Genomic DNA, 20,232 nt, shown 5'->3' with positions numbered 1-20,232 from the left:
CGTCGCCGCCTTTGACGGCGCTTCGCTGACACTTTGCCGGCGCTTTTCCGCCGATCGGCCTCCGCCCTGCGCCGCCCGATCGCTGACCCTACCGCCCCGCCCTGCCCAGCGTTACCGATCCTGCACCGCTCGCGGGGCAGGCGCATGACGCGCGAATCGCACGCGTCATGCCCGTCGCGGCCCGGCTACGCGCCGGCCGGTCCGGCCAGCGGCACGAGAAAATCGCGGCTCACGCGTAGCGCCAGATCGTTCACGCGCGCGAGAAAATCGGTCAGGAAGGCATGCAGCCCGCCCTTCAGGATGTCGCGAATGCGGCCTTCGCGCAGGTCCGCCCAGAGCTGCGCGGCGAGCTGCTCGGTTTCGACCGAACGCTCGGTGCGCACCTTCGCGATCAACTGCTGCACTTCTTCGAGGCTGGCCGCGAGCGAGCGCGGCCAGTCGCCGTGGAGAATCAGCAGGCCGGCCACGCGCTCGGGCGTGATGACGTCGCGATACACCTTGCGGTAAACCTCGAAGCCCGACACCGAACGCAGCACCGCCGACCAGTGGTAATAGTCGAGCGCGTTCGCGGACGCGCCCTCGCGCTGCTGCTCCAGCATCTCGAACTTCACGTCGAGAATGCGCGCCGTGTTGTCCGCGCGTTCGAGGAACGTGCCGAGCCGCATGAAGTTGAACGACGCGTCCTTGACCATCGTGCCGGCCTGCACGCCGCGCGAGAGGTGCGAGCGGAACTTGACCCACTCGAAGAACTGGCCCGGGTCGCGCTCGAGAATGCCGTCGGCGAGCAACCGCTGGCCGTCGAGCCAGGTCGTGTTGATCGTCTCCCAGAGCTCGGTCGTGATCGCGCCGCGCACGGCTCGCGCGTTCTCGCGCGCGGCCTGCAGGCAGCTCACGATCGACGACAGGTTGGTCGCGTCGCGCGACATGAAGCTGATCACCTCGTCGCTCTTCATGCCCTCGTGCTGCGCGGCATAGAGGCCGCTCAGTTCCGAAATGGCCAGCATCGCGCGCCAGCCCGACTCCGCGTAGGCGTCCGACTGCGGCAGCAGCGACATCTGATAGTTGGCATCGAGCATCCGCGCGGTGTTTTCGGCGCGCTCGGTGTAGCGCGCCATCCAGTAGAGATGATCGGCGGTGCGGCTCAGCATGATGACTCCCTGTCGTGATTGGACGAATCCCCGGCGGCGCATCCGGCCGCGTCCGCCCCGGCATGGCGGGCACGGCGAGCGGCGACGGACGGCGGCGGGGAACGGCGGCGGTTCGGCGGCAATTCGACGGCTCAGCGCTCCAGCACCCACGTGTCCTTGGTGCCGCCGCCCTGCGACGAGTTGACGACGAGCGAGCCCTCGCGCAGCGCGACGCGCGTGAGGCCGCCCGGCACCATGCGGACCTCGTGGCCCGACAGCACGAACGGGCGCAGGTCGATGTGGCGCGGCGCGATGCCGGCCTCGACGTAGGTCGGGCAGGTCGAGAGCGCGAGCGTCGGCTGCGCGATGTACTTGTGCGGGTTCGCGACGAGCGCCGCGCGGAACGCCCCGATCTCGGCGCGCGTCGCGCTCGGGCCCACCAGCATCCCGTAGCCGCCCGCGCCGTGCGTCTCCTTGACGACGAGCTCGGGCAGATGGTCGAGCACGTACTTGAGGTCGTCGGGCCGGCGGCACATCCAGGTCGGCACGTTGTTGAGAATCGGCTCCTCGCCCAGATAGAAACGCACCATGTCCGGCACGTAGGGGTAGATCGACTTGTCGTCGGCGACGCCGGTGCCGATGGCGTTGCACAGCGTCACGTTGCCGGCCTGATAGACCGACAGCAATCCGGCCGCGCCGAGCGCCGAGTCGGAGCGGAACACCGTCGGGTCGAGGAAGTCGTCGTCCACGCGCCGGTAGATCACGTCGATGCGCTGCGGCCCCTGGGTCGTGCGCATGTAGAGATAGGCGTCGTCGACGAACAGGTCCTGCCCTTCGACGAGCTCGACGCCCATCTGCTGCGCGAGGAACGCGTGCTCGAAGTAGGCCGAGTTGTACATGCCCGGCGTGAGCACGACGACGGTCGGGTTGTCCACGCCCTGGGGCGCGGCCGCGCGCAGCGTGTCGAGCAGCAGGTCGGGATAGTGCGCGACCGGCGCCACGCGGTTGCGCGCGAAAAGCTCGGGGAAGAGCCGCATCATCGCCTTGCGGTTCTCCAGCATGTACGACACGCCCGAGGGCACGCGCAGGTTGTCCTCGAGCACGTAGAACTCGCCGGCGCCGGCCCGCACGATGTCGATGCCGGCGATGTGGGCGTAGATGTCGCGCGCGACGTCGACGCCCTGCATCTGCGGGCGGTACTGCGCGTTGTTGAAGATCTGCTCGGCCGGAATCACGCCCGCCTTGACGATGCGCTGGTCGTGATAGATGTCGTGGATGAACATGTTGAGCACGTTCACGCGCTGGCGCAGCCCCGCTTCGAGGGCGGCCCATTCCTGCGCGGGAAAGATGCGCGGGATCACGTCGAACGGGATCGTGCGCTCGGTGCCGACGCCCGCCTCGTCCTTCTCGCCGTACACCGCGAACGTGATGCCGATGCGCCTGAAGTTCAGATCCGCCTCGGCGCGCTTGTTCTGGATCTGCTGCTCGCTCTGGCCGCGCATCCAGTCGAAGAAAACGCGGTAATGGCCGCGCGGCTCGCCCGCCGACATGAAGTCCGCAGCCGGCAGTCCCCTTGCCTCCAGCACGCAGCGCTCGAACATCTCACTGAAGAACTCTTGCGTCATAACCGATCGTCCATATGATGTGCATGCCCACGGCAGCCCGGCTACCCGTTCCGGATTCTCCGCCCGGTTGCACTCGCGGCCACGCGCTTTCGACGTTCGGCTCAACCGGCCCCGCCCCCGTTTGCCGGAGGCCGGAACCTCGCGGCAGCAGGCGGCTGCCGCGTTTCATCGCCCGATCGCGGAATCGTTGGAAGACCGTCTCCCTGAACGGGAGCGCGGCCGCGTCTCTCACGTGGCGGCACGCCGCCACGTGGCACCCAGGCGTTGAACCGGCATCACGCAACTTCCATGCCGAGGGCGACGAACCCCGGCGCCCAAAGCGCATGGCGGGATGCACCGCGATGGCACTCATTGTGCAGCACCATTTTGAAGACGCGGCCGGAATTTTCCGCGCGCCGGCGAATGCCGGAACGGGCTCGGCGGAAAAACCCGGCGGCGGGCGAGCGGGGATCGTATCGGGCGAAACCCGCGCCCTTCCGGGCACTGGCATGTATCGGCATGCACCGACTCCGTGCTCGCCGGGGGCCGGCGTGCACGGAGTTGGCGTGCCGGGCGACGCAAGGGCCCGGCGACGAATGGGGAGGGACGGTCCGGCGATGGCCCGGCAACAGGCCGTTCATTGGCCGCCGCCCATTGGCTGCTCATTGGCCGTGCTCATTGCCGCTCATTGCCCGCCAACGTCCCTGCCAGCCCCGGGATGACCCGACCCGGCAAGCGACCCGGACCATGAAACGAACGGCGCCGCCGCGCCCGTCAGTCCAGCAGCCGGGCCGCCAGCGCGATCAGCGCGCGGTCGCTGCCCGGCGGCCCGACGAGCGACAGGCCGAGCGGCACCCCGTCGATGCCGAGCAGCGGCAACGACAGTTGCGGACAGCCCGCGAGGCCGGCCGGGCACAGCATGCGGATAGCCTGGTTGCGGTAGTCCTCGAGCGAGGCCTCCGAATCCGCGAGACGCGGCGCGACGTCGGGCATCGTCGGCATGACGATGACGCGCCGGTTGCCGAGGAGCGCCAGCAGCGCAGCACGAAACTGCTGGCGCACGCCCTGGTGCTCGTCGTACTGCGCCCGCGTGATCGCGCTCGACCAGCGGAACCGGTCGCTCACGCCCGGCCCGAGCTGGAAGCCGTAGCGCTCGATGTCGGCGCCGTGGCTCTGCCAGGCCTCGTAGCCCTGCACGTAGCGGAATGCCCAGTAGAGCGCGTCGAGCGACGGCGCGGCGACGTGCGCCGCGGCCGGCTTGCCGAACACGTCGGCGCGCTTCGCGACGAAGCCGTCGAACGCGGCGCGCACCGGCGCCGCGAGCCCCGCGAGCAGATCGTCGGGCACGACGAATTCCGGCTGCTCCGGCAGCGTGACCGTGTCCGCGCCGAGCAGCACTTCGCCGACCTTCGCGAACGTCGGCAGATCGCGGGCGAACCAGCCGCAGGTGTCGAAGCCCGGCGAGAGGTCCATGCAGCCCGCGAGGCTCACGCGCGCATGCGTGGGCCGCAGCCCGATCAGCCCGCAGTGGCTCGCCGGCGCGCGCACGGAGCCGCCCGTGTCGGTGCCGAGCGCGAAGTCGCACAGGCTGTTCGAGACGGCCGCCGCCGAGCCCGAGCTCGACCCGCCCGTGATGCGATCGGGCGCGCGGCCGTTGCGCGGCGCGCCGAAATGCGCGTTCTTGCCGTTCATCGAGAACGCGAGCTCGTCCGTGTAGGTCTTGCCCGCGAACACGGCGCCGGCGTCGAGCAACGTGCCCACGGTCTTCGCGTGGGCGGTGCGGATGCCCGAGAGCGCCAGCTTGTGCGGGTTGCCGCAGCCCGTCGGGTAGCCGGCCACGTCGAAGATGTCCTTGACGCCGAACCTCAGTCCGGCGAGCGGCCCGGCGGCCGCGCCGGGCACGGCCGCGGCGGGATAAGGCACGAATGCGCGATACGAATCGATGTCGGTCATGGCGTTCCTTGCAAAGAGAGAAGGGCCTTCCGCGTCGCCCGGACGACGGTCGGCCGGGATGCCGCGGCGCACGGCGCGCGCGGCGAAAACCTCCGGCGGAGAAAGAGACAAGCCGCCGTCATGGGACGACGAGCTCGATGCCGACCCGCCCGGCGGCGCACACGAGATGCGTCTGCATGGCCGCGCGCGCGAGTTCGCCGTCGCCGGCGACGAGCGCGACGACGATGGCGTGATGCTCGTCGAGCGGCTCGCGAAAGCGCGCGCGGTTGCCGAACGGCTGCTGCAGGCTGCGGCCGATGCGGTCTTCGAGCGTGCGGGCGACCTCGATCAGGATTTCGTTGCCCGAGAACGCGGCGACGGTCTGATGGAAAGCCAGATCGGCATCGGCCGCATCGACGAGGTCGCCGCGCGCGAGCGCCTCCCTCATCCGCGCCTGCAGGCCCCAGAGTTTCGCCGCGCCGCCGGCGCCCACCGCGCGGGCCGCAAGCGCGGCCGCCGGCGGCTCGACGACATAGCGGAACTGCATGAGCTGCGCGTAGTTGGCCCCGATCGGGCTCGCCGTGGGCTCGTCGGGCTTGAGCACGAAGGTGCCCTTGCCCGGCACCGGATGCAGGAAGCCGAGCGCCACGAGCATCGAAAGCGCCTCGCGCAGCGCGGTGCGGCTCACGCCGAGTTGCAGGGCGAGTTCGCGCTGACCGGGCAACAGCGTGCCCGGCGCATAGGTGCCGTTCTGAATGCGCTGCTGCAGCGTCTGGGCGACGAGATTGGGCATGCTCAAAGGCAGACTCCTACCGGTATGACCAGTCGGATCAAGCAACTTCGGGGCCAGCCTGGGCTGAGGCAAGAAGCGCGACTTCTCGCGGATCGCGCCGGCGCCCCGGCCGCGCCATGCACCGAATCGACGAGACATGCCGCACGCGCGCACGGATTCCGGGCATCGGCAGACGCATGGCCCAGGGCGGCGCGGCGGAATCGACGGCTCAACGTCAGCCCGCCTCGCGCACCCGCATGCGCGCATGGGACGCGGGCGTCCTCGCGTCGCGCGACCGGCGCGCTTGCTATATTGGTCCCGCCTTGTCCTTGCCGGTGCTTTGCCCGCGCTTTGTCCCGCTTCGTCCCGCCTCACCCCGTCCGCACCGATCGCCATGACCACGCTCTCCCCCCAGCAACTGCATGCCGCCGCCCGTAAGGAAATGTCGTGGGTCGTCGGCGCGTTCCGGCAGTTCTTCGCCGACCGGTGCCCCGCTCTCGCCGCGAGCATCGCGTTCTACTCGGCGTTCTCGCTCGCGCCGACGCTCGTCATGGTGATCGCCGTGGCCGGCTGGTTCTTCGGCGACGCCGCGGCGCGCGGCGAGTTGTTCCGCCACGTCTACGGCGTGCTCGGCAACGAGGCCGCCGCCGGCGTGACCACCATCGTCGAGAACGCGCACCGCAGCGCCCACGCGGGCGGCATCGCGGCCGTGATCTCGTTCGCGATGCTGGCCGTCGGCGCCTCGGCGACGTTTTCGTCGCTCAATTACGCGCTGAACGTCGTCTGGCCGCCCACGAAGCTGCGCGCCTCCACCGTGTTCGCGCTCGTGCGCGTGCGGCTCGTCTCGTTCAGCCTCGTGCTCGGCGTCGCATTCCTGCTGATCGTCTCGCTCGTGCTCGACACGACCATCACGTTCGTCGGGCAATGGCTCCTCGGCCAGTCGCGCTACCTCGTCATCGGCGACCTGCTGCAACTGCTCGTCGGCCTCGTCGTGCTCGCGGTCGCGTTCGCCGCGCTGCTCAAGTTCCTGCCCGACGCGAACGTGCAGTGGCGCGACGCGCTGGTCGGCGGCGGCGTGGCCGCCGTGCTGTTTTCGGCGGGTAAGAAGCTGTTCGCGCTCTATCTCGCGCACGCGGGCATGGCGAGCACATTCGGCGCGGCGGGTTCGCTCGCGGTGCTGCTCATGTGGCTGTACTTCTCGGCGGCCGTGCTGCTGCTCGGCGCCGAATTCTCGGCGGCGCGCGCGAGGCTGCACGACCCGCGCGGCGCCTGGGGCCGGCAGCCCGACGCGCCGCCCGGCAGCCGGGCCAAGCTCGCCTCGGTGCTCGCGGCCTCGACGCTCCCCGGATTGCAGACGAAAGCCGCGCCGCCCGCCCCCGGCGAAACGCCGCCGCCGGACTCGCCCCGCCCGTCGGGCGAGCGGCAACGCACGCACGACAAGACCCCGCCGGCCGACGACGAAGCGGTTTCGCAAAACGCTCGCGCGGCGGCGAACGATGCCGCCCGAAACCCAAACCATGCCGATGCCCCCGGCCAATCCGCGCGAGCGCCCCTCGCGCAACTGGAAGGCAACGCGGCCCGCGCGGCCAGCGCCGCGCACCACTACGTCAGGCAACACTCGTGGCGCTCGGTCCTGCTCGCGGCCGGCGCCGCGATGGCCGTCGCCGCGACGACGACGCGCCGTCATGGCGGCAACGGGGAAAAAGCCGACGAAAGCGGTCATGTCCCCGCCGGCGGCTCCGCCTCGCGATAGACCGGCGGCGCAAAAACGACGGACGAACGACGGACGAAAAAAGGCCCCGCCGGCATGACGCCGGCGGGGCCTTCGTGCAGCATGCAAACATCGACCGGGGAGCCGTGAGGCCCCGCCCGGTCCTCAGCCTGCGGCCGCGTCCTTCAGCTTCTTGAGCGCGCGCGCCTTCACGCGAACGCTCGCCGGCTTCGCCGGAAACCAGCGCTCTTCACCCGTGAACGGGTCCTTGCCGAAGCGCTTCTTCTTCGCCGGCACGGCCTGCACGACGATCTTCAGAAGGCCCGACAGCGTGAACTCGCCCGCGCCCTTCTTGTGCACCGAGCCGAGGATCGTGTCTTCCAGCGCGGCGAGCACGGCCTTCGCGGCCTTCGGCTCGACGCCGGCGCGCTCGGCCACGTGCGTCGCCAACGAGGCCTTCGTGAAGGTGTCCTTGATCGGCGACGGTGCGCCGGACGCCTTCACGGCGACCTTCCTGGCTGCCGCCTGCTTGGCGGGCGCTTTCTTTGCAACAACCTTCTTGGCCGGGGCGGCGGCTTTCTTCGCCACCTTTTTTGCGGAAGTCGGCATGGTTCTCCTACCAGAGTTGGTCAATGAATCCACGAAACGCGCGCGACATGCTCGCGCTTCAACGGCGGATTCTACAAGCGCCCAGCCGTTTTGCGGCACTCTTTTACGCGTACGGCGCGAATTTGTTGCGCAACGCAGACTGCCCGACCGATTTCGATGCTTGTTTACGGGGGTAAACGCGTTGCCGCGGCGCGCGCAAGACGCCTCGTGACGAGCCGAATCCGTGCAGCGGCAGCGGCGAGGAAGCCCGGGCATCGTCCCCCTCTCCGGGAGGATCGGACCGTCGAGGCCAAACCCGACGCGCCTTGAAACATCCTGGCGCGATCGCTGCCACCGCAGCCTTTCAGATTGCAATGCGGATGCGCCGCCGAAGAACCCGGCCGCCGGCAACAACCGCACGCCCCCCGCGATGCAGCGCAACGGCACGGCAAAAACCGGCCCCGGCGATTGCGCGTATGCTCCTATCCGGACTCTCCGCCACCGCTATTCCGACACAAAGGCCTTAGCCGTGCGTTTCGTTTTCCCGAACGAATGGAGCGACGATTGCCAATCCGGACCCTGACCCGCGAGCAGCCCGGAGACGCGCCCGGCATCGACGGCGCGCTGCCCGCCCCTCCACCGCCCGCGCCCGTCGCCCGCCGCGACGCGGGACGCCCGCCGCCGTCCACGCCGCCAGCCGATTCGTGCCGCCTCACGGAGTCCCCCTCATGAACGCCACCAAACCGGACGCTTCGGACACCCCCGCCGCCGCCCAGACCGGGCCCAAAAAGGGCATTCCGATCGGCCTCGTCGCCGGCGTGGTCGCACTCGTCGCCGTCCTGCTGCTGCCGTTGCCCGCCTCGCTGCCGACGGCCGGCCAGCGCATGCTCGCGATCCTCGCGTTCGCCGTCGTGGTCTGGCTCACCGAGGCCGTCTCCTACGAAGCGAGCGCCATCATCATCACGTCGCTGATGGCCTTCCTGCTCGGCCTCTCGCCCACCGTGCAGGACCCGACGAAGCTCTACGGCACGTCGAACGCGATCACGATGGCGCTCTCCGGCTTCTCGAACTCGGCGCTCGCGCTCGTCACGGGCGCGCTGTTCATCTCGGCGGCGATGACCATCACCGGGCTCGACCGGCGCATCGCGCTCGTCACGCTCTCGCTCATCGGCACGACGACGCGGCGCATCCTCGTCGGCGCCATCGCCGTGACCATCGTCCTCTCGCTCGTCGTGCCGAGCGCGACCGCGCGCAGCGCCTGCGTCGTGCCGATCATGATCGGCGTGATCTCGGCATTCGGCGTCGAGCGGCGCTCGAACATCGCGGCCGGCATCATGATCGTCGTGGCCGAGGCGACCAGCATCTGGAACGTCGGCATCCAGACGGCCGCCGCGCAGAACCTGCTCACGGTCGGGTTCATGGACAAGATGCACGGCGCGCGCGTCAGTTGGCTCGACTGGCTGATCGCGGGCGCGCCCTGGGCCATCGTCATGTCGGCCGCGCTCGTCTTCATCGTGCTGAAGATGCTGCCGCCCGAAACCGACGCCATCGCCGGCGGCAAGGAAGCCGTCGAGAGCGCGCTGCGCGAACTCGGCCCCATGACGGGCCCGCAAAAACGCCTGCTCGCCGTCTCGCTCGGCCTGCTCGTCTTCTGGGCGACCGAGGGCAAGCTGCATCCGTTCGATACCACGTCCGTCACCTACGTGGGCCTCGTGCTGCTGTTGCTGCCGCGCTTCGGCGTGATGGACTGGAAAACCCTGCAAAACCGCATTCCGTGGGGCACCGTCATCGTGTTCGGCGTGGGCATCAGCCTCGGCACGGCGCTCCTCACGACCCAGGCGGGCCAATGGCTCGGCGACCTCGTCGCCCATCGCACCGGGCTCGACGCAGCCAGTCCGTTCGCCGTGTTCGCGATCCTGAGCGCGTTCCTGATCGTGATCCACCTCGGTTTCGCGAGCGCGACCGCGCTCACCTCGGCGATGCTGCCGATCCTGATTTCGGTGCTGCTCTCGATGCAGGGCAACTTCGACAAGCTCGGCTTCACGATGCTGCTCGGCTACGTCGTGAGCTTCGGGTTCGTCCTGCCGATCAACGCGCCGCAAAACATGGTGTGCCTCGCCACCGACACCTTCACCGCGAAGCAGTTTTCGCGCGTGGGCATCGTGCTCACCGTGGTCGGCTATCTGCTGCTGTTGCTGTTCGGCGCAACCTGGTGGCGCTGGCTGGGCTGGCTCTGAGCCGCCGTCCGCGCGAGCGCACCCGCATCCGTTACGGGAGCCGGAAATGAAAGTCACCCTCGACGACGCGCGCCGGTTCGCGACCGGCGTGCTGATCAACCTCGACGTGCCCGTCGACATCGCCAACGACGTCGGCCACCATCTCGTCGAATCGGACCGCGTCGGCTACGCAAGCCACGGCCTGTCGATCCTGCCGAACTACCGGCGCGTGCTCAAGGCCGGCTTCGTCGCCGCCGACGCGCGCCCCGAGCGCGTCGTGGACCACGGCGGCCTGATCGGCTACGACGGGCACAACGGCTTCGGCCAGCACATCGGGCGCGTCGTCATGGACGACGCGATCGTACGCGCCCGTTCGCACGGGCAATGTATCGTCACGCTGCGGCACAGCCACCACCTGGGGCGCATGGGCCATTACGGCGAGATGGTCGCGCAACAGGGCTTCGTGCTGCTCGCGTTCACCAACGTGACCAACCGCGCGCCGACCGTGGCGCCCTACGGCGGACGCGAGCCGCGCCTCACGACCAACCCGCTGTGCTTCGCGGGACCGCTGCCGGGCGGGCGGCCGCCGTTCCTCGTCGACATCGCGACGAGCGCGATCGCGGTGAATCGCGCGCGCGTGCTCGCGGACAACGGCGAAGCGGCGCCGCCGGGCGCGCTCATCGACGCGAACGGCGAGCCGACGACCGACCCGTCCGTGCTGCTCGCCGATCCGCCCGGCGCGCTGCTGCCGTTCGGCGGCCACAAGGGCTATGCGCTCGGGCTCGTCGCCGAGCTGCTCGCGGGCGTGCTGTCGGGCGGCGGCACGATCCAGCCCGACAACCCGCGCCAGGGCGTCGCGACCAACAACCTGTTCGCGCTCGTCCTGAACCCGCAGTTCGACTTCAACCAGACGTGGCGCTCGCAGGAGGTCGAGGCGTTCCTCGAGTATCTGCTGAGCTGCCCGCCGCAGGACCCGGACCATCCCGTGCAGTACCCCGGCGAATACGAGGCGGCGAACCGCGCGCGCCATGCCCATACGCTCGATCTGCCGGACTCGGTGCGCAAGCCGCTGGCGGACATGGCCGCCGAGGTCGGCATGCCGCCGCTCATGCCGCTCTGAGCGGCCGCGATATCGCAGGATTGGCCGGGCCGGGCGGTAAATCCTGCGTCCCGCGCGGGATTCCGCTCGCGGCGACGCTAAACAGGCGCACTGAAAAGAGCGCCAACGGGACGAGCAAGGCCGGCCGTCAATCCCGCCGATCCGGCTCTTTCCGGCCGGCAGAACCGCGGACGCCGCCGCGCCCGACCACGCGGCACGGCAACTCGCAACGGGTCCGGAACGCAATTTGCTGCGGCGAGTGTCGTCGCCGCGCCCGCAGGGCGCGCTCGACGTTCCCGTCTCTACGTCCCTACGCCGCCCATGCCGACCCATCGACTCCCGATCTTGTTCCCGTTCCCGCCTTCCGCCGAATCGCCCCGCCCGTCCTCCGCCTTGCCGGCTTGCCGTCCCCCGACGCGCCGTTTCGCGGCCCGTCGTCTGCTGCGCCCGGCGTTCGCGGCCTGCGCGCTCGCCGTCTTCGCGGCAGCGCATTCGCCCGCAGCCTGCGCTCAAGCCGCATCGGCCGCCTCGATCACGACGCAGCCGCCGGCCGCTGCGGTCGCGCCGGCCCCGGACACGGCATCGGCGCCGCGCGCCGCCCAGCCGCCAGGCGAGACCGCCGCCAGCGCCGGCCCGGCCGTCGCCGCGCCGCCTCCGCCCTCCGTGCTGTACGGCAGCCTCTATCGCGAAGTCGAGCTCGCCCAGGTCTTCGACGACAGCAAGACCTTCGCCGACCGCGTGCCGACCGCGCCGCCCGCACAGATCGTCGCCGCCTGGCGCGCCGACGCGCAACTTCACAGCCCCGATTCCGGCACGGCCGACGCCGCCGCGCGCAAGGCCGCCCTGACCGCGTTCGTGAACCGCTATTTCGCGCCGCCGCCGCACACCGTCGATCGCTACGTGTCGGACCCGAACCAGAGCGTCGCCGATCACATCGACACGCTCTGGAACGTGCTGAGCCGCGCGCCCGACACCGCGACGCAGCAGGCGGCCTCGTCACTGCTGCCGCTGCCTTATCCCTACGTCGTGCCGGGCGGCCGCTTCGACGAAATCTATTACTGGGACTCGTACTTCATCATGCTCGGGCTCGAGGCCAGCGGCCGGCACGCGCTCGCGCTCGACGAGCTGAACAACTTCGCCGCGCTGATCGACCGCTACGGCCACATTCCGAACGGCAACCGCACGTACTATCTGAGCCGCTCGCAACCGCCGTTCTTCGCGCAGATGGTGAACCTCGTCGCCGCGCGCGACGGCGATTCGGTCTATCTGCGCTATCTGCCGCAACTGGAGCGCGAGTACGCGTACTGGATGGACGGCGCCGAAAACCTCGCGCCGGACCATGCGTACCGCCACGTCGTGCGCCTCGCCGACGGCACGCTGCTCAACCGCTACTGGGACGCGCGCGACACGCCGCGCGACGAGTCTTATCGCGAGGACGTGCTGACGGCGCGGGCCACGCCGCAGCGCAACGCCGCCGACCTCTGGCGCAATCTGCGCGCGGGCGGCGAGACCGGCTGGGACTTCAGTTCGCGCTGGTTCGCCGACGGCCGCACGCTCTCGAGCATCGACGTCACCTCGCTCGCCCCCGTCGACCTGAACTGCCTGCTCGTCGAGCTCGAACGCACGCTCGCGAAGGCCTACGGCCTCGAGGGCGACGCGCGCGACGCGCAACGCATGACGCAGCGCGCCGCGCAACGCACCGCGGCCATCGACCACGTGCTCTGGGACCCGCGCCTGCACGCGTTCGGCGACTACGATTTCGTCCATCGCCGGCTCACGCACCGGCTCACGGCCGCCGCGCTCTTTCCGCTCTACGACGGCGTCGCGACGCGCGCGCAAGCCCGCGAAACGGCGGCGGCCGTGCGCGCCGGCCTGCTGCGGCCCGGCGGCCTCGCCACCACCGAGGTCCAAAGCGGCCAGCAGTGGGACGAGCCGAACGGCTGGGCGCCGCTGCAGTACGTCGCCGTCGTCGGCCTGCGCCGCTACGGCGACGACGCGCTCGCGCAGACCATCGCGACGCGCTGGATCGCCGCCAACCTCGCCGGATACCAGCGCACGCACAAGCTCGTCGAGAAGTACGACATCAGCGCGGCCGGCGAAAACGCGGCGGCAGGCGGCGGCGAATATCCGCTGCAGGACGGCTTCGGCTGGACCAACGGCGTGCTGCGCACGCTGCTGCTGATGTATCCGCAAGCGGCAACACAGGCGCCTCAGGCCGCGCCGGGCGCAAGCGCCGGCACGGAGACGACGGCGCCGTGAAACATCCCCGGGCACGGCCGTTGCGGCATGTCGCATCGACTCGCGCGGTTGTCGGCGGGTTGTCGGCGCCCTGCAGGGCGCCGGCCAACGGCGTATGCTGAACCGAAACCGCGACCGCGCAGAAAACCATCCGGCCCCACAGCCGTCATCCGCGATGAACGCCGCCCCTCAAGCCTTTCGTCCGCCGCCTGTGCCGCGCGTCACGGTGGTCGTGCTGACCCGCAACCACGTGCGGCAAACCATCGAGACGGTCGCCCGGCTGACCGCGCTGCCCGAAGCGCCCGACATCGTCCTCGCCGACAACGGCTCGACCGACGCCACCGTCGCGCTCGTCGGCTCGCTCTTTCCGCGCGTGCGCATCGTCCAGGGGCTGCGCAACCTCGGCACGGCCGGCTTCAACCGCGCGCTCGCGCTCGTGCATACCGACTATGCGGCCTGCTGCGACGACCGCACCTGGTGGGAACCCGGCGCGCTCGCGCAGGCCGTGCGGCTGCTGGACGCGCATCCGCGCGTGGCCGTGCTCGACGCGCAGGTCGCCGGCGCCGGACATGCAGCGACAGACCCGCCGCCGGGCGGCGATTCTCCGGGCGGCGACCACGACGCGGCGCTGCCCGGCCCCGCGCTCGCGAGCTACGCGGCGGGCGCCTGCGTGCTGCGCGTGAGCGTGTTCCGCGCGCTCGGCGGCTACGACGAACGCCTGCGCCAGGGGGCCGCCGAGGCATTGGCCGCGCTCGATCTGCTCTCGGCCGGCCACGCCATCGTCCACGGCGACGACGTGCTCGCGCATCGCGCGCCGCCGCGCCGGACCGGCAACGCCGCGGCGCGCTGCGCGCTCGCGCGCAACGCCGCCTGGGTCGCCTGGATGCGCCTGCCGGTGCGCGACGCGCTCGGCGCCACGGCCCACGCGCTCGCGGTGTTCGCGCGCCAGCGCGCGCTCGGGCCGGCCGGGCTCGCGCTCTTCGCCGGCACGCGCTGGGCGCTGGCGCGCCGGCACGTGGTGCCGCGCCAGGTCGCGCAACTCTATCGCGCCTGCCGCGCGCAGCGCGAGGCGCACGCCGGCATTCCGGAGCTGGCCGAAAAGGAAGACCGCTCCGGACAACGCGCATGGTGAGCGCACCGGGAAAGCCGCCGCGCGGGGCCTCGGGTAACATGGGGCGCGCAGGTTTGCGACCCGTCGTTACCGTCGTCGCATGCTGCTGCATCGTTCAGGCCGTGTTCCGCCGCATCATCCGGCGCCCGCCGCGCCGCCGGTTCGAAAAACTGGGAGACCACGACGATGTCCGGTTCCGCCCTCCATCCGGATGACGCCCGGGCGCCTGCGGGCGACGCCACCGGGCGCCGCTTCGAGGCGCTCGTGGAGCCCATCGAGGACTACGCGATCCTGCTGCTCGACCCGCACGGCCTCATCACGAGCTGGAACCGCGGCGCCGCGCGCATCAAGGGCTACGAGGCGCACGAGATCATCGGCCAGCACTTCTCGCGCTTCTACCCGCCCGACGCCGTCGCGCAGCGCTGGCCCGAGCACGAGCTCGAGCAGGCGGCGCTGCACGGACGCTTCAAGGACGAGGGCTGGCGCGTGCGCAAAGACGGCTCGATGTTCTGGGCCAACGTCGTCGTCACCGCGCTGCGCGAGCGCGACGGCACGCTCGCGGGCTACGCCAAGATCACCTGCGACCTGACCGCCGAGCGCGGCCAGATGGAGGCGCTGCGCCAAAGCGAGGAGCGCTTCCGGCTGCTCGTCGAGAGCGTCAGCGACCACGCGATCTTCATGCTCGACCCCGGCGGCCACGTCATGAGCTGGAACAGCGGCGCGGCCAACCTGCTCGGCTACCGGCCCGACGAGATCGTCGGCCACCATTTCTCGGTGTTCTACCCGGGCGGCGAAGTCGCCGCCGGCCAGCCCGAGCGCCAGCTCCAGGCCGCCTCGCAGCGCGGACGCTCGGTCGACGAAGGCTGGCAGGTGCGCCAGGACGGCTCGATGTTCTGGGCGAGCGTCACGCTGAGCGCGGTATACGACGGTCACGGCCGCCTCGGCGGTTTCGCGAAGATCACCCGCGACATGACCGAGCGGCGCCGCGCCGACGAGCTCGAACATTCGAGCGAGCAGATGAAGCAGTTCCTCGCGATGCTCGCGCACGAACTGCGCAACCCGCTCGCGCCCGTGCGCAACGCGCTCGGCGTGATGCGCGTAGCCGACGGCGTGAGCCCCGAAATAGCCCGCGCGCGCGACCTGATCGACCGGCAGATCGGCCACTTGAGCCGCCTCGTCGAGGACCTGCTCGACGTCGGGCGCATCACCTCGGGCAAGATCGAGCTGCGCGCGGCGCCCCTCGACCTGCGCGAGGTCGTCTCGCGCGCGCTCGAGGCGGCCCGGCCGTTCACCGACGCGCACGGCCAGCAGATCGACGTGCGCATGCCCGATACGCCGCTGCCGCTCGTCGGCGACGAAACGCGGCTCGTCCAGGTCCTGCAGAACCTGCTGCACAACGCGTCGAAGTTCTCGCCCGACGCGAGCCGCATCGGGCTCGACGTGCGGCCCGGCACGCGCGGCGTCGAGATCGCGGTGCGCGACGCGGGCCGCGGCATCCGCTCCGGCGCGCTGGAATCGATCTTCGGGCTCTTCAGCCAGGAGCGCTCGACCTCCGGCCCGACCGAGGAGGGGCTCGGCATCGGCCTGATGCTGTGCCGTTCGCTCGTCGAGCTGCACGGCGGCACGATCACCGCCGCGAGCGAGGGCCCCGGCGCCGGCAGCACGTTCACGATCCATCTGCCGCCGGGCCGACCGCCGACCGCCCACCAGCGCGCGCCGCGCCCGCCGGCCGCCCAGGCCGTGCCGCCGCTGCGCGTGCTCGTCGTCGACGACAACCGCGACTCGGCCGACAGCCTCGCCATGCTGCTCGAAATGAAGGGACACGAGGTGCGCGTCGCCTACGGTGCCCGCGAGGCCTGCGAGACCTGCGCCGGCGCGCGCGCGTTCGTCCCCGACGCGGCGCTGATCGACATCGCCATGCCCGGCATCGACGGCTACGCCGCGCTGCGCGAACTGCGCGCGACGCTGCCGCCGGGCCGCACGCTGTTCGCGGCGATGACGGGCTTCGGCCAGCCCGCCGACGTCGAGCGCAGCCAGGCGGCCGGCTTCGACGCGCACCTCGTCAAGCCGGTGGACGCCGGGCGCTTCGACGAGGTGCTGGCGTGCGCGGCGCAGCGGCGCGCGCCGTGGCCGGCGTCCGCCGCGCAGCAATGACGGCACGCCGGCGGCGCGGCCGGCCGCGGAATGGAGTCAGCCGGCCGCGTGCGGCAGGCTCGCGATCGGCGCGAGAAATCCTTCCAGCCCGGTCAGCATGATCTGCACGCCGATGCACAGCAGCAGGAACGACGAGACGCGCATCGCCACGTGCGTGCCGTTCGGGCCGAGGTACGCGGCCAGCCGCCCGGCGCGGCTGTAGACCACGTAGATCACCGCCATCACGAGCACCGAGATCGCCACGGACGCCACGCCCGAGATCAGGAACGCCGAGAGCTTGTGGGTGCGGTTCGCGTTCAGCGCGATGGCCGTCGCGATCGAGCCGGGGCCCGTCGTGAGCGGCACGGTCCACGGGAAAAACGCGTTGGCCGCCGCCGCGTCCGTCGGCGGAGCCATCGATCCGGCGGACGCGGCGGCCCCGGCCAACCCGGCGTCGCCCGCGGCCGGGCTCGCGAACGGCGGCTTCGCGGCCCGGGCCGGCGCGTGGTCGGGCTCGTTGAGCATCTTCCAGCCCGCCACCGCGACCGAAAGCCCGCCGCCGATGCGCAGCGCCTCGATCGAAATGCCGAAGAAATGCAGCACCGGCGTGCCGACGAAGAACGCGACGAGCAGCACGAAGAACGCGTTGATCGCGATCTTCTTCGCGAGCAGCCGCCGCTCCTCGTCGGAAAACGAGGCCGTGCGTTCGACGAATACGAACGCGATGCCGAAGGGATTGATGATGCTGATCAGTCCGGCGAAGCCGAACAGAATGTCCGAAATCAGGCTTTCTATCATTGCGATCCGAGATCCGGGGTTGGGCACGGCCGGTGCGGCGCACCGGGTGCTCGCAGTGTACCGGCAAGGCCGCCCGCGTAGTCGCCGCCGGGCCGCCCGCATGGTCACGGCATAACGGCCGCGCGGGTCGCGGCATGACATGCCGCACGACATGCGGCACGACACTGCCGCGCAACCCGCCGCGTGGCCGCCGCATGTCCACCCGTGTATGGCCGGCCGCCTGGCCGTACCCGCATCCCGCGGTGCGTCATTTTTGTCGCTATGGCGCGATTATTTTTGATTCGCTTTACGCGCCGCCGGGGCGGGCATAAAGTCATCCGGATGTCTTGCCCGACGTGCCGCCCCCGCGGACAAAGGAGTCGCCCATGTCACTGAAGTTGCTTGCCGCCCTGCCCTTCGTCGGCATCCTGCTCGGCGTGCCGTTCGTCAACCGCACCGAGCCGTTCGTGCTCGGCATGCCGCTCGTGCTCGCGTGGCTCGTCCTCTGGGTCGTGCTGACCTCGGTCGTGATGGCCGTCGTCTACCGGTTCGATCCCGTCAACCGGGCCGCCGGCGACGACGCGGCGGCCGACTCCGCGGAGGCCCGCTCATGAGCAGCGCCCTCGTCATCATCGCGGCGATCACGCTCGTCGCGCTCTACCTCGGCATGCGTGCGCGGCGCGGCCACGACATGAGCCTCGAGCAGTGGTCGGTGGGCGGCCGCAGCTTCGGCACCGCGTTCGTGTTCCTGCTGATGGCGGGCGAGATCTACACGACCTTCACGTTCCTCGGCGGCAGCGGCTTCGCCTACGGCAAAGGCGCGCCGGTCTACTACATCCTCGCCTACGCCACGCTCGCCTACATCCTCTCGTACTGGATCCTGCCGCCCGTCTGGCGCTACGCGAAGGCGCACCGGCTCATCTCGCAGCCGCACTTCTTCGCGCGCAAGTATTCGAGCCCGGCGCTCGGCGTGCTGGTCGCGATCGTCGGCGTGGTCGCGCTCGTGCCGTATCTCGTGCTGCAGTTCAAGGGGCTCGGCATCATCGTCGCGACGGCTTCCTACGGCGCGATTCCGTCGACGGCCGCCGTCTGGATCGGCGCCGCGGTCGTCACGGCCTACGTGATCGTCTCGGGCGTGCGCGGCTGCGCCTGGAACTCGGTCGTCAAGGACCTGATGATCCTCGCCATCGCGATCTTTCTCGGCATCTATCTGCCGGTCCACTATTACGGCAGCCTCGGCTCGATGTTCCATGCCATCGACCTGGCCAAACCGGGCTTCCTGACCTTCGCCGCGAAGGGCTCGAGCGTCACCTGGTTCCAGTCGACGGTGCTGCTGACGGCGCTCGGCTTCTTCATGTGGCCGCACACGTTCGGCTCGGTCTACACGGCGCGCAACGAGCAGGTGTTCCGCCGCAACTCGATCGTGCTGCCGCTCTACCAGCTCGTGCTGCTGTTCGTGTTCTTCTGCGGCTTCGCGGCCGTGCTGAAGGTGCCGGGGCTCAAGGGCGGCGACATCGACCTGTCGCTGTTCCGCCTCTCGCTGCAGACGTTCGATCCGTGGTTCGTCGGCGTGATCGGCGCGGCCGGCGTGCTCACGGCGCTCGTGCCGGGCTCGATGATCCTGACCACGGCCTCGACGCTGCTCGCCAACGACGTCTATCGCGGCCTGCTGAAAAAGGACGCCGACGACGCCAGCGTCGCGCGGCTCGCGCGCTTCCTCGTACCGGTCGTGGCGCTCGTCGCGATCGGCTTCACGCTGCACGGCGGCGACACGATCGTGGCGCTCCTGCTGATGGGCTACAACTTCGTCACGCAGCTTTTTCCCGCCCTCGTGTGCAGCCTCGGCGCGCGCAACCGCGTCACGAAACAGGGCGCGTTCTGCGGGATCGTCGCGGGCGTGGCCGTCGTGGTCGCCACGACGTCGCTGCACGTGAGCATCGCGCAACTCATGCCGTTCCTGCCCGACGCGCTCAAGGACATCAATATCGGCTTTCTCGCGCTCGGCGTGAACGTCGTGGTGCTGGCCGTCGTCAGCGCCGTCACGCAATCGCGCACGCACGCGGGACATACGCCGGCCCGCGCGCATTGATCGACGCATCGATCAACATCCATTGCCGGCAGGCGGCCGCGCTGCGGACCGCCTGCCGGCAGTACGGCTTCTCCCGCCGCTTTTATCCCCGCTCCTATCCCTTCTTCGCGCCGCCCTTCGCATAGAGCGTCGAATCGGCGAATCCCTCGGCCGCCAGCACGTCGCCGACGAGAATCAGCGCCGTGCGCTCGATGTCGGTCGACTCGACCTTCGACACGATGTCGGCGAGCGTGCCGGTCACGCGCGCCTCGTCGGGCCAGCTTGCGCGATAGATCACGGCGATCGGGCAGTCGTCGCCGTAATGCGGACGCAGCACCTCGACGATCGCCGCGAGATGCCGCACGCCGAGGTGAATGGCCATCGTCGCGCGGTGCCGCGCCAGGTCGGCCAGCGCCTCGCCCTCGGGCATCGCGGTTCTGGTGGCGTAGCGCGTCAGGATCAGCGTCTGCGAGATGCCGGGCAACGTCAGCTCGCAGCCGAGCGCGGCCGCGCTCGCGGCCGTCGCCGTGACGCCGGGCACGATCTCGTAGGGAATGCGAAGCGCGCGCAGCCGGCGGATCTGCTCGCCGATCGCGCCGTAAAGCGACGGGTCGCCCGAATGCACGCGCGCGACGTCCTCGCCGCGCGCGTGCGCCGCGGCAAGCAGCGCGACGATCTCGTCGAGCGTGAGCGGCGCCGTATCGACGACCTGGTGCGCGGCGTGACCGGCCAGCACCGCGGGCGGCACGAGCGAGCCGGCGTAGAGGATGACCGGGCAATGGCGCACGAGGCGCTGCCCTTTCACCGTGATCAGCTCGGGGTCGCCCGGACCCGCGCCGATGAAGAAAACCGTCAT

General features: G+C 70.5%; 16 protein-coding genes. 8 read left to right on the top strand and 8 right to left on the bottom strand.

From position 1 onward, the window contains the following. Positions 1-185: 185 nt before the first annotated feature. The 5 genes from CY652_RS02445 to CY652_RS02430 form a co-directional block, all read right to left on the bottom strand. Positions 186-1,148 (bottom strand): alpha-E domain-containing protein, encoded by a 963-nt coding sequence (locus tag CY652_RS02445; RefSeq protein ID WP_102129104.1) that lies wholly within the window; start codon positions 1,146-1,148, stop codon positions 186-188. A gap of 131 nt (positions 1,149-1,279) precedes the next feature. Continuing rightward, a complete protein-coding gene (locus CY652_RS02440; RefSeq protein WP_102129103.1) occupies positions 1,280-2,752 on the bottom strand; it encodes a circularly permuted type 2 ATP-grasp protein in 1,473 nt (490 codons plus the stop codon). Positions 2,753-3,027: 275 nt separating this feature from the next. Next, entirely contained in the window at positions 3,028-3,252 is a 225-nt protein-coding gene (locus CY652_RS23745; protein WP_146010003.1) for a hypothetical protein, read from the bottom strand. A 253-nt stretch (positions 3,253-3,505) separates the two neighbouring features. Then, entirely contained in the window at positions 3,506-4,684 is a 1,179-nt protein-coding gene (locus CY652_RS02435) for an amidase (protein ID WP_102129102.1), read from the bottom strand. A 118-nt stretch (positions 4,685-4,802) separates the two neighbouring features. Next, complete coding sequence (locus CY652_RS02430; protein WP_258002178.1) at positions 4,803-5,456, bottom strand: FadR/GntR family transcriptional regulator; 654 nt, start codon at positions 5,454-5,456, stop codon at positions 4,803-4,805. Between the two features lie 367 nt (positions 5,457-5,823). Here CY652_RS02430 and CY652_RS02425 point away from each other — a divergent pair, with 367 nt between their 5' ends. Beyond that, positions 5,824-7,188 carry a YihY/virulence factor BrkB family protein gene (locus CY652_RS02425; protein ID WP_102129333.1) on the top strand — a complete coding sequence of 455 codons (1,365 nt, stop codon included), beginning with the start codon at positions 5,824-5,826 and terminating at the stop codon, positions 7,186-7,188. 123 nt (positions 7,189-7,311) lie between these two features. Here CY652_RS02425 and CY652_RS02420 read toward each other — a convergent pair whose 3' ends face one another. Next, a complete protein-coding gene (locus tag CY652_RS02420; protein WP_102129100.1) occupies positions 7,312-7,755 on the bottom strand; it encodes an HU family DNA-binding protein in 444 nt (147 codons plus the stop codon). 707 nt (positions 7,756-8,462) lie between these two features. On the opposite strand from CY652_RS02420, the gene CY652_RS02410 reads away from it, so the two are divergent. From CY652_RS02410 to CY652_RS02390, 5 genes are all read left to right on the top strand, one after another. Next, positions 8,463-9,971 (top strand): DASS family sodium-coupled anion symporter, encoded by a 1,509-nt coding sequence (locus CY652_RS02410; protein ID WP_102129099.1) that lies wholly within the window; start codon positions 8,463-8,465, stop codon positions 9,969-9,971. 46 nt (positions 9,972-10,017) lie between these two features. Further along, positions 10,018-11,070: an Ldh family oxidoreductase gene (locus CY652_RS02405; protein ID WP_102129098.1), complete on the top strand. Its 1,053-nt coding sequence runs from the start codon at positions 10,018-10,020 to the stop codon at positions 11,068-11,070. A gap of 372 nt (positions 11,071-11,442) precedes the next feature. After that, positions 11,443-13,308 (top strand): alpha,alpha-trehalase TreF, encoded by a 1,866-nt coding sequence (gene treF, locus CY652_RS02400; RefSeq protein ID WP_258002161.1) that lies wholly within the window; start codon positions 11,443-11,445, stop codon positions 13,306-13,308. Positions 13,309-13,462: 154 nt separating this feature from the next. After that, the gene (locus tag CY652_RS02395; RefSeq protein WP_180970372.1) at positions 13,463-14,419 is read left to right on the top strand and encodes a glycosyltransferase; all 957 of its coding nucleotides are present in this window, start codon (positions 13,463-13,465) and stop codon (positions 14,417-14,419) included. Positions 14,420-14,584: 165 nt separating this feature from the next. Continuing rightward, positions 14,585-16,552: a PAS domain-containing hybrid sensor histidine kinase/response regulator gene (locus CY652_RS02390; protein ID WP_102129095.1), complete on the top strand. Its 1,968-nt coding sequence runs from the start codon at positions 14,585-14,587 to the stop codon at positions 16,550-16,552. A 36-nt stretch (positions 16,553-16,588) separates the two neighbouring features. Here CY652_RS02390 and CY652_RS02385 read toward each other — a convergent pair whose 3' ends face one another. Continuing rightward, positions 16,589-17,329: a MarC family protein gene (locus CY652_RS02385; RefSeq protein WP_102129094.1), complete on the bottom strand. Its 741-nt coding sequence runs from the start codon at positions 17,327-17,329 to the stop codon at positions 16,589-16,591. Between the two features lie 365 nt (positions 17,330-17,694). On the opposite strand from CY652_RS02385, the gene CY652_RS02380 reads away from it, so the two are divergent. After that, on the top strand, positions 17,695-17,922 hold the full coding sequence (locus tag CY652_RS02380) for a DUF3311 domain-containing protein (protein WP_102129093.1): 228 nt from the start codon (positions 17,695-17,697) through the stop codon (positions 17,920-17,922). Beyond that, positions 17,919-19,397: a sodium:solute symporter family protein gene (locus CY652_RS02375; protein WP_102129092.1), complete on the top strand. Its 1,479-nt coding sequence runs from the start codon at positions 17,919-17,921 to the stop codon at positions 19,395-19,397. The genes CY652_RS02380 and CY652_RS02375 overlap by 4 nt, the downstream gene beginning before the upstream one ends. A gap of 94 nt (positions 19,398-19,491) precedes the next feature. Here CY652_RS02375 and cobM read toward each other — a convergent pair whose 3' ends face one another. Continuing rightward, positions 19,492-20,232 carry a precorrin-4 C(11)-methyltransferase gene (cobM, locus tag CY652_RS02370; RefSeq protein WP_102129091.1) on the bottom strand — a complete coding sequence of 247 codons (741 nt, stop codon included), beginning with the start codon at positions 20,230-20,232 and terminating at the stop codon, positions 19,492-19,494.

The organism is Burkholderia sp. WAC0059, assembly GCF_002870125.1.
Lineage (GTDB): Bacteria > Pseudomonadota > Gammaproteobacteria > Burkholderiales > Burkholderiaceae > Paraburkholderia.
Note: the sequence above shows the minus strand (reverse complement) of the source record. Positions and strands in the feature narration are given on the sequence as shown.